Below are 14395 nucleotides of genomic sequence, written 5' to 3' on the forward strand. Positions count from 1 at the left end.
TCGGTCAACACCAGCGGTGCGGTAGGGCGCCCGGTTCGTGCCATCACCTCACCCTACACCAACTTATTAGGCGAATTTCCGGCGCAGGACACTAGCCTCGGTCTTTCATTTGGGCGGCCGTTCATAGCTTCTGATCGATGGAGCCGGTTCGGAATTCGCGCTCCAGTTTCGCCGGCATGCTGACGGCCCGGCGCTGGGCCGGGTTCCTCCGTGTTGATGGTCGGTGCGTGGGGTTGCAGGGTCAGCCGGCGGGTCGTGGTAGTGCGGCGAGGCGGTTGAACGCGGCGGTCAGATCGTCGGTCCAGGGCCAGTCGGCGGCGATGGCGAGTCGGGTCCGGCGGGCGGTGCGGGTGAGGCGGGCGGCGACGTGTAGCAGTCGGTGACGCAGTTTCTTGGGTTCGGCTCGGGCGAGGTCACCGTCGAGGAGCAGGGTTTGGGTCCAGGCGAGTAGGTCGATGCCGGTCAGGGCCAGTTGGAGCCATGCCTGGTTGATCGCGAACACTCGGGACGGGAACCGGCCGAAGCCGGTGTCCTTGCCGGTGCGGATACGGTCCTCGACACGGGCGTGGGCGCGGTGCCGGGCCTCCAGGTGCTGGATGCCGCCGTCGCCGGGTGGGGTGTCGGTGGCGACGACCTGGTGCCGCCAGCCTTCGACAGTGTCGAACAGTGACAGTTGGGCGCCGGGATGCGGGCGTTCACGGCGGACCAGGAACCGGGTGCCCGCAGGCCAGCCGGCCGCTTCGAACAGGCCGGTGATCTCGCAGACCTCGGCGTGTTCCCGCAGTTCACCGTCGGTGTCGACAGCGGGGACCCAGCCGGTCGCAGCCTGAATCGCGACCCGGAGGGGTTCGGTGATCGCGGCGCCGACGGAGAACCGGATGTCCAGGTGGTGTTGCTCGCGCAGGGACCGGATGTGGGCGAGGAAGCCGTGGCTGGAGCCGGCCGAATCGCTGCGCAGCAGGATCGGGGTGCCGTGCCGGACAGCGTCGGGGATCTGGGCCAGGGCCTGGTCCAGGACGGTGATGTGGTCGGCGGTGGTGTTCGAGCCGGCCCGGCCCTCCCGCAACAAGCCGGCGAGGGCCTCGCCGGTGTTGTCCAGGAAGCAGAGCAACGGGTGATAGCCGAAGGTCTACTTCCAGGTACGAGTCGCCGACTCCTTTTCGGAATGGCAGATCACGATCGTCGCGTCGATGTCCAGGACCAGACCGTTGACCTGCCGGCCGGCCGCCTTCACCGCCGGCAGGTCACCGTTGACCTCGGCGTGCTGGGCCCAGGCGACCTCGCGGGCTCGAGCCCGCGCGGCACGTAGTTCGGCCAGCATCGCCTCGTCGAGTCGGGACAACAGCCGCCACGCGGTCGGGTCGGAGGCGACCAGCCCGAACAGGGCCGACTGGTCACGCAGCACCGCCAGATCGGCGATCACCTCACCACCGTCGGCGAGCATCACCGCCAGATCCACGGCGACGCGGCCCGGGTCGTGGCCGCTGCGCCGTTGCCGCAACGCCGCCAACGCGAGGCTGAACGCGCTGGTCAACCCAGTTACGTCGGCCAGATCGGCGAGCAGGCGGGCACCGACGTGCCCGACAACGCCCCGCCCGCCGCCGGTCACCATGATCTTCGGACGTGTTGCGGTAGCCTTCACCCAGCAAGTGCCTTCCGTGACAGGAACATCGGACCCTCAGCAAGTCCTATTTTCCCTGATCAGAAGGCACTTCTTCATTTCTGCCCAGCCCTTGGACAGCCCTTAATGAAGGGCCGAGGCTAGCGGATCCAGCGACGCTACCTGTCACGGAGACACACACCCATACTGGCGAAGGCGGCATTCACGACTTCGACTCGGACGGCGACGTGCGGCGCAGAACTCTCCTGACGGGCGTGACGATCAGCGGCATCACCCTGCCGAACGTCGCAACCCTGCTCGAAGCACTGGTCGCACCACGACCTCGCAACGCCGAGCCAATCACCTTGCCGCTCCGGCAATTCGCTCGGGACGTGGCCGCCGCGAAAATCGACTATCAGGCGTGCCGTTACGAGCAGGTTCTCGCCGGGCTCGTGGCCCTATTGCCCGCCTTGGAACCAACCCGTGCGGACGCCGAGGGTGAGCAGCGGGCGCAGGTCGATGCCTTGACCAGCGACCTCTACCACGTCGTCGGCAGCGTGCTCCTCAAGGTCGGTGACAAAGGCATGGCCTCGGTCGCCGCAGAACGCAGCACCCGTGCCGCTGCGATCAGTCAAGACCCGGTGGCGATGGCTGCAAGCGCCCGGATCATGACCCACGCCCTGATGAGCAACGGCCACAGCAATCAGGCAGCAGCTCGCTGAAGACGCGGCCGAGACCCTCCGACGCGGCACCCGACTCGCCTCGACCGACGCGGTCGCCGTCTATGGCGCGCTGCTGCTGCGCGGCGCTATCGCCGCCGCCCGCGACAACAACCGAGACAACGCACAGGCCATGCTCGATGAGGCCGCCCATGCCTCCGACCGCCTAGGCTACGACGGCAACGACCGGTGGACCGGCTTCGGTGCCACCAACGTCCTGCTGCACCGCGTCAACATCGCGCTGACCCTGGGTGACGCAGGCACCGCCATCGCGCTGGCCCGCGAGGTGCCGCTGGACAAGATCGGCCTTACCGAACGCAAGGCCTCCCTGTTCGTCGACGTGGCCCGGGCCTACACGCAGTGGGGACGCTACGAGCACGGCCTGAACGCGCTTCGCAGCGCGTATGAGGTGGCACCGGGGGAAATCCGGTGCCGGCCAACGGTCCAGCACATCGCCAGCGACCTGGCAGTCCTTACCCGGGCGCACGTTCGCAGCGCCGTCCTTGACTTCGCCCAGCACGCCGGGATCCGCGTATGACTCGCGCCCACCTGCAGATCATCGTCTGCGCTGCCGGGCCCGCCGCAGACGTGACACAACTGGTCACCACCGCGACGCAACAGTCGTGGACAACGGCGGTCACCGCCACCCCCAGCAGCCTCGACTTCATCGACGCCGAAGCGATAGAGCGGCTAACCGGGCACCCGGTCCGCTCCACCTACCGGTCGTCCCCAAGCACACGCCGATCTCTCCCCGCGGCGGACGCGCTCATCATCGCCCCCGCCACCTACAACTCCGTCAACAAGATCGCCCTCGGCATCGCCGACAACTACGCGATGACGACGATCGCCGAACTGATCGGCCGGCATGTGCCCACCGTGGTCGTCCCATTCGTCAACGCCGCACTGGCCGCCCGCGCACCCTTCCAACGTGCCGTGGCGAGCCTCCGCGATGAGCGCGTCCGGATCCTTCTCGGCACCGACGACGGATGGGAGCCACACCCGCCCGGCAGCGGCAACAGTCGCCAGAAGGCCTTCCCGTGGACGACGGCGTTCGACGCGGCAGCCCGGCTGGCTGGCAAGGGCGCCGGCCGGCAGCACTGACAGCAACCGGCTCCGCAGTGCATCTGCCTCGGCAGCATGAACGACCAGACCCCGAGGTCGGTCAGCTGCCGGACGATGCCGTCCCGGCATCCTCCACACCTTTTCATTGGGCCAGCCAGAGCCTTAATTGCTGGTGCGCCGCTAGTGTCCTGAGTCGTTAATTCGCCGGCAGTACGTGGCGAGGCTGTTGAGGATGTCGTCGGCGGTTCTGGTCCAGACGAATGGTTTCGGGTCGGCGTTCCACGCGTCGATCCAGGTGCGGACGTCGGCTTCGAGTTCGGCGAGGCTGCGGTGGCTTGACCTGCGGAGCTTGCGGTTGGTCAGTTCCGCGAACCAGCGTTCGACGAGGTTGAGCCAGGACGCCGAGGTCGGCGTGAAGTGCAGGTGGAAGCGGGGATGCGCGGCCAGCCACCGCTGCACGGCCGGGGTCTTGTGGGTGGCGTAGTTGTCCAGCACCAGGTGCAGGTCCAACTCGGCGGGCGTGTTCGCGTCGACGACCTTCAGGAACTTGAGGAACTCCTGATGGCGGTGCTTGCGGTGGACCTGCCCGATGACCGTGCCGGTGGCGACGTCGAACGCGGCGAACAGGCTGGCCACGCCGTGGCGGACGTAGTCGTGGGTCTGCCGGGCGGGGACGGTGGGCATCATCGGCAGCATCGGCCGGGTTCGTTCCAGGGCCTGCATCTGCGACTTCTCGTCCACGCACAACACCATCGCCTTGACCGGCGGGTCGAGATACAGACCCACCACGTCGCGGACCTTCTCCACGAACAGCGGATCAGCCGACAGTTTCCACGTGTCCACCAGATGCGGCTTGAGGCCGAACGCCCGCCAGATCCGCGACACCGCGGTCTGCGACAACCCGGCGGCCTTGGCCATCGACCGCGTCGACCAGTGGCTGTCCTGGTTGGATGGCTGTTGCTCCAGCGTCCGCACGATGACCTCCTCGACCCGGTCGTCGCTGATGCGGCGAGGCGCCCCAGGCCGCGGTTCGTCGGTCAACCCCTGCAACCGGCGGGCTAGAAACCGGCTACGCCACTTGCCCACCATGTCCCGCGAGACACCCAACCGCTCCGCGACGTGCGTGTTGACCAGGCCATCGGCGCACAACAACACGATCTTCGACCGCAACGCCAACGCCTGCGATGACTTACCCCGCCGCGCCCACCGGGTCAAACACGCACGCTCGTCATCACTCAGTTCCACCACACCACGCGGACGACCAGCCATCCCGACAGCTTACTATCTGGCGGCGGATTAACGACTCAGGACACTAGGGACTCGAACCCCTCAAGTCGTGCGGATCCGCCGCAGACGCCGCCGGCTGGGCACGAAGAAGTGGACCACCGAGGTCGTCTACGCGATCACCGGCCTACCCACCCACCATGCCCGACCCGAAGAAATCGCCGCTTGGGCCCGCGAACACTGGACCATCGAGAACAACGTGCACTGGATCCGCGACGTGACCTTCGCCGAAGACGCCAGTCAGGTCCGCTCCCAGAACACCCCGCCGTCATGGCCGCCCTGCACGACATCATCCGCAGCACGTTCCACCTCACCGGCTGGGCGAACACCGCCAGCGCCCGCCGCGCCCACGCCATTCCCAAATGCCGCCCTCACCCTCCCACGGCATTCCATGATCAACCGGACATTCCCGGAACACTCCGAGGCCCTGGCCGCGCTGCACCTGACCCATTTCGAATACAAATACCTACCGCGAAGTCGCTGAGATTACTTTTTGGATGTCCGATTTTCTCGTTGGCTCGGAGTGTTCGACCAACTCGATCTCGCCCTACTCGAATGCGTGGATTGGCCTACCGGCGACGTCTCACACGAGGTCCGACGGCGAACGTCACCCGTCGAGCATGAACTCCTCGCCACACCGAAAAACCCCAGACGGCAATTGGTGTGGCCGCTTCACGAGCGTCCGCTGCCGTGCGGCGACCCGGGCAACTGTCACCGGTTACGTGACCGGCAACCCGGCCACCGGTCAGGGGGCCTCGTCAAACATGAAAATCCATCGGTTAAACTTGCTGGTCAATGACCTTCCTCGACTACATCTCCGGCGTGCCCGCATATCTGGAACGAGAGTGGTCTGACCTACTCGAGCTGGCCTTCGAGCATTTGCTTGTGGTGCTCGTCACAATCGTGTTGGCGACTGTGATCGCGCTCGGGTTGGGCCTGGCAACCTATCGCAATCGGAACGGAGCCAGAGCCGTACTCACGGTGACCGGCACGTTCCTGACCGTCCCGTCGTTCGCCCTGTTCGGACTGTTCATACCGATTTTCGGTCTCGGGGCCGTGCCCACGGTCGTCGCATTGGTGCTGTACTCACTGCTTCCCATCGCGCGCAACACGATCACTGGGCTGCGTTCGGTCGATCCAGCTATTGTCGAATCGGCGCAGGGCATGGGGCTCTCCCACCGCCAACGGCTGCTCCGCATCGAGCTACCGCTCGCCTGGCCGGTCATCATGACCGGCGTACGCGTGTCGACCCTGATGATCGTTGGGATCGCCGCCATCGCGGCCATCGTCAACGGGCCCGGCCTCGGTGGTCCGATCTTCCAGGGGCTCTCGGCGATCGGCACCCAGCGCGGCTTCAACCTTGCCTTCAGCGGAACCCTCTTCGTGGCGATGCTGGCGCTGCTGCTGGACGGCGTCCTCGGAATGATCTCCAAGTTGACGACATCGAAGGGGCTGTGATGCCTGAGCATAAACAAGGGACCGTTACGGCGGCGTCCATCCGCCTCGAGTCGTTGACCAAGCGCTATCCGGGTCAGGCCGAGTCGGCCGTGGACAACATCACCATGGACATACCGGCAGGCGAGATCGTGGTTCTGGTCGGACCCTCTGGTTGCGGCAAGACCACCAGCCTGAAGATGATCAACCGGATCATCGAACCGACCTCCGGACGCATCTTCATCGACGGCGAGGACGTGACCCACGTCAACGCTGATCAACTACGCCGCCGGATCGGCTACGTCATCCAACAGATCGGCCTGTTCCCGCACATGACGATCGCCGAGAACATCGGCATGGTGCCCGGGCTGCTCGGGTGGAGCCGGGCCCGGATCTCCGAGCGTGTCGACGAACTGCTGGATCTGGTGGGCATGGAACCGTCGGCCTACCGTGCGCGGTACCCGAAGGAACTCTCAGGCGGCCAGCGCCAACGGGTCGGGGTCGCCCGGGCGATGAGCGCCGACCCTCCGGTGCTGCTGATGGACGAGCCGTTCGGCGCCATCGACCCGATCACCCGCGAGCGTCTCCAGAACGAGTTCCTCCGCCTGCAGAGCAACATTCGGAAGACCATCGTCTTCGTCACCCACGACATCGACGAGGCGATCAAGCTCGGCGACCGGATCGCGATCCTCAGGAAGGGGTCGAAGATCGCCCAGTACGACACGCCCGAAGCGATCCTGACGGCTCCGGCCGACGACTTCGTCGCGGACTTCATCGGCTCGGGGGCATCGCTCAAGCGCCTGAGCCTCAGCCGCGTCCGAGACGTGGAGCTCAACCAGTGGGCAGTCGGCCGGCTCGACGACGATCGGGCACACCTGCGCCAGGCGCTCACCGACAGCGATCACGGGTCGCTGCTGTTGCTCGACGAGAACCAGCGGCCGGTTCGCTGGGTCACCGGGCATGACCTGACACGGTCGGGTGAATCCCTCGATCGGGTGGGGCTTCCCGCGGCGGCCACCGTGGAGCCGCACGCCACGCTGCACGACGCGCTCAACGAGATGGTCACCTCGCGGGTCGGGTGCGCGATCGTCGTCGACGACCAGCGGCGGTACCAGGGCATCGTCGACATGCGCACAGTGATGCGCGCCATCGACGAGATGCGGGAGAGTTCCCGGGCCCGGGACCGGGACACGGCAGGCCAGCCCGCGGAGGCCGGTTAAGGTGGCCATCCCAGCATTCGGGGCCAGGACCCGCGAGGTCGCGCGCGACGCCGACGACCTACTCAGCGAGCTCGGCGGACCGTCCCGGTTCTGGCGGCGGTTGGGCACTCCGGTGCTCCTCGCCGCCGTCTGCGTCGCCCTGTACCTCTACGTGCGGAACCAGGAGCTCGACAGAATCTCCCAGGCGAGCCTCAACGCCGACACGATTCGCGAGAAGCTGATCGAGCATGTGGAGCTCACCTTCGTCTCCACCCTGATCGTCGTCCTCCTGGCGGTGCCGTTGGGGGTGCTCCTGACCCGGTCAGCGGTCCGCAGGTTCTCCCCGGTAGTGCTCGCCGTCGCCAACATCGGTCAGGCGATACCGTCGATCGGGGTTCTGGTGTTGATGGCGATCACCGTCGGCATCGGCTTCGGCCAGGCTGTCTATGCGCTGGTCATCTACGCCGCGCTGCCGGTCCTCCGTAACACCATCGTCGGCCTGAACCAGGTCGATCGCGCGCTCGTCGAGGCGGGCCGGGGAATGGGCCTGAGCGGCTGGCAGGTGCTTCGCCGCATCGAGCTACCGCTGAGCGTGCCGGTCCTGCTCGCCGGCATCCGTACGGCACTCATCATCAACGTCGGCACCGCCACCCTGGCGACCTTCGTCGGTGCCGGCGGCCTCGGCTTCCTTATCGACCAGGGGATCCGCTTCGATCGGATGCCCGTTCTCATCACCGGAAGTGTCCTCACCGCAGTTCTGGCGCTGCTCCTTGACTGGGTGGCCGGAATTGTCGAGGAGGCTCTGCGCCCGAAGGGGCTATGACCTCCGCGGCTTCGTCCTGAGTCGCTGACTATCAGAGGAGGAACATGAGGAACATGAACAAGCGAGGCCGTTGGCCGCTGCTCACCGGCGCACTGGCGCTGGTGATGCTCGTCGCCGCGTGCGGCAGCGACGGCAACGACGATGTCGCGGGCAGCGGAAGCATCGGGGAGAAGTTCGACCTCGGCGGCGCCACGGTCACCGTCGGCTCCAAGGAGTTCACCGAGCAACTCATCCTCGGAAACCTGACCAAGCTCGCACTCACCGCCGCGGGCGCCAAGGTGGAGGACCAGATCGGATTGCAGGGCAGTACGACCGTCCGCGCCGCGCTGACCTCCGGCGAGATCGACCTGTACTGGGAGTATCTCGGTACCGGCTGGGTCACCTACCTGAAGAACGAGAAGGGCATCCCCGGAGGCCAGGCGCAGTTCGAAGCAGTCCGGGACGCCGACGCCGCCAACGGTGTCACCTGGCTCGACCCGGCCCCGTTCAACGACACCTACGCGATCGCAGCGAGCAGCGAGACCGCCGAGCGGCTCGGCGTCGCCTCGATCTCCGACGTCGCCGCACTGGTCGCAAGCAACCCCGCGGACGCGACCTTCTGCGTCGGCGGCGAGTTCTCCACCCGGCCCGACGGCCTGCCCGGCCTGGAGAAGGCGTACGGCTTCAAGGTCGCACCGGACAACGTCTCCAACGTGCAGGACGCCCTCGTGTACAACCAGGTCGACAAGGGCGAGTGTGCCTTCGGCTCGATCACCTCCACCGACGGTCGGGTGGGTAGTCTCGGTCTCACCGTGTTGACCGACGACAAGCAGTTCTTCCCGCCCTTCAACGGTTCCGTGAACGTCCGCAGTGAGGTGCTCGACGAGCACCCCGAGATCAAGGACATCTTCGCTCCAATCGCAGCGGCCCTCGACGACGCCACGATGGTCGGGCTCAACGCGAAGGTCGACGTGGACGGTGAGGAACCGGCGGATGTCGCCAAGACCTGGTTGACGGAGAACGGCTACATCGGCTGACGACCCTGCCCCACGGCACCAACGTCGGGCCACTGTGTCACCGCCTAGGGGTTCGATCCCCTTCGGGCGCACAGACAATCAAGGCCGTGACCCGCGCAACCGCGGGTCACGGCCTTGGTCGCTTCTGCCGCTTGCTGCCCGCGCGACGCCCCTGCCCGTCAGAACTCCTCGTACACTGCCGGGTCCTGATCCCTGAGACGACCATCGGGCGGCCCAGCGCGGTGATGGCTCGACCTCGGCGTCGGTGAGCTTGATGCCGAAGATGTCGAGGTCCTCCTGCTGCCGCCGGGGTGAGGCTTCCTTAGGCAGCGGAACCACCTGACGGGCCACGTGCCAGGGAGGAGGGCCTGCGCCGGGGTGATATGTCCGCGGTGCCGGAGCACCCGTCGAGCACCCGTCATGCCGTCGTGCGGAACGGCAGGCGACCATTCAGGAGCCCAGCCACATAGCTACGTCGAGGCCGATCGGCCGGCCCCGCTCGCCGATTCGTCCCAACCACTCCGGCGTACGTAAGCAATCGGTAACGCAACGACGCCCGACCGTTCGGCCGGTGCTTCCGCAGGTTGTAGGAAATCACGCCGGAGCAGAGCAGGACCAGCACGGCCAGCAAGATGGCGAGGAGCACCATTCCGGCCTGGTCGTCGGCGGTCGACCCGGGCTCGGACCGGTTTTGGGCCGCTCTTGAGTGCTCGGATGCGGGAGCACTGCGGACCGGACCTGGACAGCCGCCGATACCGTGCCATCTATGGGTGATTTGAGGGCGGACTTCGCCGAACGTGGCGCGTTCTTTCGAGACACCAGCCTGCCGAGCGCTGTGCTGGCCAAGTACCGGCCCGGCTTGTTTCTTCGTGAGCCGACGTTCTGCGACGCCTCGGGGCGACCGGGTGGCTTCGTCGCCCCGCATCGCTATGTGATTTTCTCCGCCAATGCGCGGACGCTTCCGCTGATGCCGCCCGGGTGGGGCCTGTGTCTGTGGCCGAGGGACCGGCTGTTCAAGATTGTCGACAGGGTGACCGACGGCGTCCGTACTCAGATCACCCTGCTGGAGGTCCCGGACCGCCACGTCGCGGTGTTCTCCGGCGAGGAGCCCAACGGCATCGAGACCGCGTACGCCGCGCATGGTCGGGAGCTGTTCGAACAGCTTCGGTTAGCAGGTGTGGTGCCCGAGTTGGACACCGACCGGTGGCGGGAGCGGCTGGTGTACCCGGTGGGGGTCGACGACGAGGCTGGCTACTTCCCGCTCTACAAGCCGGCGGAGTACACCGACGGCGCGCCCCTTACTCAAATGGCGCAGGCGGTTCAGTATCAGGCGAAACGTCTCCTAGAGGCCGGCGCGTTCGGCGACGCGCAGGCGCAGCTGCGTTCGAGCGTCGAGCCGTTGCAGCCGTTCGCGTCCCGGCTGCCTGAGGCGCTGACGGGTCTGCTGGCGGTGCGCGCGGAGCTGCACACGCAGCTGGGCGACGGCAACGCGGCGGAGGCTGACCTGCACGAGGCGTTCAGGTTGTGCAAGCAGCTCAACGAGGATCGGCTACCGGTGGCTGCCATCCTGTCCCGCCTTGGCCACCTCTATCAGAGTGCCGGCGAGCTCGACGCCGCGGAGAAGCACTACCTGCACGCGCTGGCGATCAAACGACGGGTTGCCGGCGATCGCAGCGCGGAGGTGGTCCCGACGCTCGTGTCTGTCGCCGTCCTGCACGAGCAGCGCGGCCAGTACGCGCGGGCGCAGGAGCTGCTCGATGACGCACGCTCCATCACACGGGAACTCGGTCGGGACGACGACCCGGTAATGCTGAACAACCTCGCACGGCTGCAGCAGGCGCACGGCCGATACGACGACGCGTGGGAAAACTATCGGGCAGCGCTGGCGGCAACCCGCCCGTCCGCGATCGGGGGGCACCAGCACACCGCGCTGCTGGGCAATCTGGCCGAGCTGCACGCGGCGCGCGGCGACGCGGAAAAGGCCCTTCGGCTGCTGACCGAGGTACTCGACCGGCAGCGGGAGATGTTCGCCGAGCTTGGCGCCTACGGCTCACAGGAACAGCATGTGCAACTACTGAGGGCGTCGCGGGCCCGCGTCGCGCAGTACGTCGCGCTGGTGATGTCGCGGTTCACGAGCTCACCGGCGCGTGTCCGCCGGCTGGCGGACCTGGTGGTGGACCACAAGGGTCTGGGCATTGACTCGTTCGCGCGGCGGCGTGAGGCGGCCGCTGCGGATCCTGATCTGCGGGCGCGACTGGATCGGTTGGCCCAACTACGCGGGTGGGTTGCCGAGCAGCAGTTCGCCGGCCCCGGCCAGAGTAACCAGGCGGGCTTCCACGAGGGGCTACGTCGGGCTCGCCAGGAGTGTGAGGCGTTGGAGGCGGAACTTGCGCGGAACCTGCCTGGCTTCGATACGGGCCGCCTTGGCCGGCGGGTGGACAGTGCGATGGTGGCGCGGGTGACGCCGGCCGGCGCAGCGTCGGTGGAGCTGCTGCGGTACGGCGACTTCGACTTCGAAGCCGTTCGGAGCCGAGGCGAGCAGCAGTGGCGGGCGGCACGGTACCTCGCTGTCGTCCTGCTGCCCGAGCGGCCCGATGAGCCGGTCCTGGTCGATCTCGGGGTGGCCGCGGCAGTGGACGAACTTGTCGCGGCCGTGAGGGCCCAGGCCACCGGCCGGCGCGACCAACCCGCTGGGGCGCGGCAGCCGATCACCCCGCAGGCTGCGCCCCGGGATGCGTCGCAGCGCCTCCGGACCGTCGTGTTCGACCCGTTGCGCGCCGCGGTCGGCGACACCCGCCGGTTGTTGATCGCACCGGACGGCGACCTGCTGCGGCTGCCGTTCGAGATGCTGGCGACCATAGACGGCCGGCAGGTGATTGACGATTACACCATCTCCTACCTCACCGCGACGCGGGACCTGCTCCGGCTTGCCGCACCGGCCCGGCTCGCGTCAACGCCGCCGCTGGTGGTGGCGGGCCCCGACTACGACCTCGGGTCGCCCGCCGCCCTGGGTAAGCCGCTGGCGCTGCTGCCAGCCGCCGTCGAGGAGGGCGAACGCATCGGCAGGCTGCTGGGTGTACGCCCCAGACTCGCCGGTGAGGCAACGAAGACGGCGATCCGAGATGCTCACGCACCGGTGGTCCTGCACATCGCTACGCACGGTTTCGCCCTCAAGCGCCAACCGCCACTGGGGCCGCACGAGGTCACCGTCGGCATGACCACCCGCCTGGCCGACCCGGATCAGATGTCGCTCGTGCTCAACGGTGTCCTCGCAACTCCGGGCCCGTTCGTGGCCGCCGACGACGACTTCACCCGCATGGCCGGGAGCCGGTTGGCGAACCCGCTGTTGCGTTCCGCGCTCGCGATGGCCGGCGCGAACACGTGGTTGGGCGGCGGCGAGCCACCGGACGGAGCCGGCAACGGCATCCTCACGGCGTTGGAGGTGACCGGCCTGGATTTGGACGGCACCGAGCTTGTGGTGTTGTCCGCGTGCGACACCGGCCTGGGCGAGGTGGAACCCGGCGAAGGTGTCTTCGGTTTACGCCGCTGTTTCGTGCTGGCCGGCGCCCGCACCCTCGTGATGAGTCTGTGGAAGGTCCCGGACGAGCAGACGGCGCAGCTCATGGCGGACTTCTATCAGCTTCTGCGCGATGGGCTGCCGCGCGCTGAAGCGCTGCGCCAGGCACAGTTGCGCACCCGCGAGCGGCACCCCGATCCCCGTTACTGGGCGGCGTTCGTCTGCCAGGGTGACGACGGTAGCCTGTCTATATAGAAGCCTCACCCGTACCGGAGCTGGAGCCTGAGCGTTGACCGACCGCGGCGCATTCCCGATCGACGACTTCTGCCCCGAGTGTGAGCTCACCCATGGCCGCCACGAGACGTGGTGCTCCGCCCACTACGCAGGGGACGCCGGCATGCCGACCGAGGACGGCTGCGGTGCTGCGGTGCCGGTGCGCACCGATGAATCGCCTGCCGACACCGAGTAGGCCCACCACCATGTCGAACGGACCGCGCTGGCTGGTGCGCTACCCCCTGGGCACGACCGACGCATTCCGGTCCATGGGCACCGTCGCCGCGCCGCTGCTGGCCGGTTTCGCCCTCGCCACGCTCGCGGTGCTGCTCACCAGCGATGTGAAGGTGCGCCTTGCCGGGCCCGCCACGTTCGCGCTCGCCCTCGCCGCGGCCATGTTCGTTTTCTGTGTGCAGTTCACCGTCGCTGGGCTGCTGTATTCCGCCTCGCCCGCCGAACGCTCCGACTGGCAACCCGCCGCCAACGATTCGGACGTCGCGGAGCGGATGCGGCGGGTGCAGCGCAGGGACTACTTCCTGCAGGGAAGGTATCTTTTCCGCGCCCGGCTGACCTACGACGTGGGAATCGTCAGCCTGCTTGCTGCGCTCCTGGCCTTAGTCACCCCCCACGACTGGCTGTCTTGGCGGGGCGCCGCGTTCGCGGTGGTCGCGGCAGCCTTGGCGGTCGAGTTCGTCTGGGTGATCGCCGGCCGCACCCGCCACGCACCTGGCTGGCTTCTTCCCTCCTACCGTCACACCCGCCAGTAGCATTTTCTGCGATCGGAGACGGCAAGCATCGGCTGGCGCTCGCCCACCCGGCCGAGTTGAGCTGTAACTACATGATCAAAATGGCGGCTGAACTGCAGCTGTGCTGACTGTAAAATTGACGTGGATCCTGGGTGCCGATTTCGGGTGATCGTGGCACGGCTGGCCCGCGTCGCGGGCTAGCCATGTTCAGTTCGGCGCTCGGTCCGGTGGCTACTGAAAGGCGAGCCCCGCCGCCGCTACACAAGGCGCACCGTCACCGGTCGTCGCCGGCACGATCGACATCATGTGCGGGGACCTGTTCCAACAGACGCTCACCGGGAAGCGGACTGGCGACGTCCGAACTGGCAGATGAAGGGTCCGCAGGTTGCGCGTCTGCTGGCCCTCAGTCTTTCGTGGCCCCGCGCCCGACCCGCCTGACCCTGCCCTTGCCGGAAGCCTCGTGCGCCCAGGTCAGGCGGCATGTTCGTACTCGTGAAGGATGCCGCGTAGGCGTTCACGCCTACGTATGTCGAGGCGGGCGATCTGGCCTGGATCGGTGATCGCCCGAGGCAAGGCGTGCAGCGGTCGGGCGTTCGCGATGCCCTGATGCGGCCGATGGGAGTTGTAGAACCGCTGGAACTCCCGCAGGGCTCGGCAAAGGCGGCGCTGGCTCCCAGATCAACGCGCGGTCCAGCAACTCACGCCGACAGGTCTGCACCCTGCCCCTGCCGAATACCTAATGG

Annotated in this window: 8 protein-coding genes and 3 pseudogenes; 9 read left to right on the plus strand and 2 right to left on the minus strand. The window is 67.3% G+C overall.

Annotated features, from left to right (window positions below; genetic code table 11):
• Window positions 1-241: 241 nt before the first annotated feature.
• Window positions 242-1642: pseudogene (locus ACWD6N_RS30460) on the minus strand (IS1380 family transposase).
• 149 nt (window positions 1643-1791) lie between these two features.
• Here ACWD6N_RS30460 and ACWD6N_RS30465 point away from each other — a divergent pair.
• Both ACWD6N_RS30465 and ACWD6N_RS30470 read left to right on the plus strand, forming a co-directional pair.
• Window positions 1792-2857, plus strand: a pseudogene (locus ACWD6N_RS30465) (hypothetical protein); the annotation flags it as partial.
• A complete protein-coding gene (locus tag ACWD6N_RS30470) occupies window positions 2854-3420 on the plus strand; it encodes a flavoprotein (protein WP_387330455.1) in 567 nt (188 codons plus the stop codon). The pseudogene ACWD6N_RS30465 and the gene ACWD6N_RS30470, both read left to right, overlap by 4 nt.
• 141 nt (window positions 3421-3561) lie before the next feature.
• Here the strand turns inward: ACWD6N_RS30470 and ACWD6N_RS30475 are convergent, their stop codons facing one another.
• Window positions 3562-4650 carry an IS630 family transposase gene (locus ACWD6N_RS30475; protein ID WP_387330458.1) on the minus strand — a complete coding sequence of 363 codons (1089 nt, stop codon included), beginning with the start codon at window positions 4648-4650 and terminating at the stop codon, window positions 3562-3564.
• 61 nt (window positions 4651-4711) lie between these two features.
• Between ACWD6N_RS30475 and ACWD6N_RS30480 the strand changes: the two are divergent.
• From ACWD6N_RS30480 to ACWD6N_RS30510, 7 genes and pseudogenes are all read left to right on the plus strand, one after another.
• Window positions 4712-5016, plus strand: a pseudogene (locus ACWD6N_RS30480) (transposase); the annotation flags it as partial.
• A gap of 444 nt (window positions 5017-5460) precedes the next feature.
• On the plus strand, window positions 5461-6123 hold the full coding sequence (locus ACWD6N_RS30485) for an ABC transporter permease (protein ID WP_387330461.1): 663 nt from the start codon (window positions 5461-5463) through the stop codon (window positions 6121-6123).
• Window positions 6123-7319, plus strand: a complete 1197-nt coding sequence (locus ACWD6N_RS30490; RefSeq protein ID WP_354968583.1) for a betaine/proline/choline family ABC transporter ATP-binding protein — start codon at window positions 6123-6125, stop codon at window positions 7317-7319. The genes ACWD6N_RS30485 and ACWD6N_RS30490 overlap by 1 nt, the downstream gene beginning before the upstream one ends.
• Window positions 7320-7431: 112 nt before the next feature.
• Window positions 7432-8121: an ABC transporter permease gene (locus ACWD6N_RS30495; protein ID WP_354968582.1), complete on the plus strand. Its 690-nt coding sequence runs from the start codon at window positions 7432-7434 to the stop codon at window positions 8119-8121.
• A 53-nt stretch (window positions 8122-8174) separates the two neighbouring features.
• On the plus strand, window positions 8175-9137 hold the full coding sequence (locus ACWD6N_RS30500) for a glycine betaine ABC transporter substrate-binding protein (protein ID WP_354968581.1): 963 nt from the start codon (window positions 8175-8177) through the stop codon (window positions 9135-9137).
• 814 nt (window positions 9138-9951) lie between these two features.
• Entirely contained in the window at window positions 9952-12888 is a 2937-nt protein-coding gene (locus ACWD6N_RS30505; RefSeq protein ID WP_354968580.1) for a CHAT domain-containing protein, read from the plus strand.
• 224 nt (window positions 12889-13112) lie between these two features.
• A complete protein-coding gene (locus tag ACWD6N_RS30510) occupies window positions 13113-13673 on the plus strand; it encodes a hypothetical protein (RefSeq protein WP_354968579.1) in 561 nt (186 codons plus the stop codon).
• The last annotated feature ends 722 nt before the right edge of the window (window positions 13674-14395 follow it).

Source organism: Micromonospora sp. NPDC005163, from assembly GCF_053599835.1.